Here is a 1,323-nt window from a genome sequence, read left to right as displayed (position 1 = left end):
TGGGGCTCGGGGCTGGCGCAGGCGAGCTGGCCCGCGGCCCACACCAGGACGCATGTCTTCGCCGTGGCGTCGAGCAGCGTGTCTTGCTTTCGCGGCTGTTTCGGCTGGGAGGTGGAAGTCTTCTGGGGAGTCCTCACGCGCGTGCCAGTCCTTCCGAGGCGTCGCCGGGGCGACGGGCGCGGGGGTTGCGGCCTTCTCGGGCGCCGCGCCACCCCCAACTTCCGGCGGCCTGACGTCTCCCGCCACTTCCTGGCCGGTTTCCGTCACCTGTCGCATGCTGTCGCCGGACGTTACCTCGGGGGTGGAGCCGGCCGCAACCAGAGCAGCCCCATCACCAACACCAACGCGGCCCCACCCCAGGCCAGCGCGCGCCAGGGCACACGCCGTGCTCGCGGCGATGACGCGGAGTCCTCCGCCCTCGGGACACCACTCACTCCGGGCGGCGGCTCCTCCGGGGAGCGCGAGGACGTGGACGCCTCCGCCACGGGCTCGGGCCGTCCCCGCCGGGGGAAGCGCCGCGCGTACTCCAGCAGCCGCCGCGCCTTGTCCCTCATGTCGCCCCAATCCAGCCAGGCCTCCTGGGGCGTGGTGGCATCCTCCGGGCCCCACTGCTCGCACAGCGGCACGTCCCAGACGTCATCCGCCTCCGCCAGCACCGCCTCGAGCGCCGCCTCCACGGCCCCGGCCTCCGGGAAGCGCGCCTGGGGTGACTTCTCCAGCATGCGCAGACACAGCTCGCTCAGCGCCCGGGGCACGCGCGGGTTGAGCACATGCGGCGGCGTGGGCTCGTGCTTCAGGATGAGGTCCGCCAACGCGCCCTCGTCCGCCACTTCCGTGTCGAAGGGATAGCTGCCCGTGAGCAACCAGTAGAGGACGACGCCCAGCGCCCACAGGTCGTCCGTGGTCCTCGCCGGGGAGTGCTCACCGGCCCGCTCGCGCCGGAAGCGCAGGGCCTCGGGGCTGCGGTAGTGCCGGGTGCCCGGCAATCCCATCGGGTGGGTGATTTCCGGCGCGCCCACGTACGTGCCCACCCCGAAGTCCACCAGCACCGGCCGCCCGTCCTGCTTGCCCACCAGCACATTGCTGCCCTTGACGTCGCGGTGCACCACACCGGCCGCGTGCACCTGCACGAGCTGCCGCGCCACCCACCGCACCACCCACGCCACCTCGCGCGCGGTGGGGTTCTTCCTCCGGGCCCAGGCATACAGCGAGCGCCCTCGCACATACGGGGTGACGAGGTAGAGGTAGCGCGGAGCCTCGTGCGGCCACAGCCCGTGGCACTCCACCGCCAGGCCTCCCACGCGCCGCAGCCGCAGCCGCACC

The 1,323-nt window shown here is 73.2% G+C and carries 1 protein-coding gene; it reads right to left on the bottom strand.

The annotated features are described in order from the left end of the window. Positions 1 to 290 precede the first annotated feature (290 nt). Positions 291 to 1,323 (bottom strand): serine/threonine-protein kinase (locus Q664_RS11280; protein WP_160174384.1); only part of this gene is annotated, 1,033 nt, incomplete at its 5' end.

Source organism: Archangium violaceum Cb vi76 (genome assembly GCF_000733295.1).
Taxonomy (GTDB): domain Bacteria; phylum Myxococcota; class Myxococcia; order Myxococcales; family Myxococcaceae; genus Archangium; species Archangium violaceum.
The sequence above is the reverse complement of the archived record's forward strand: the minus strand, read 5'-3'. Positions and strand labels throughout refer to the sequence as shown.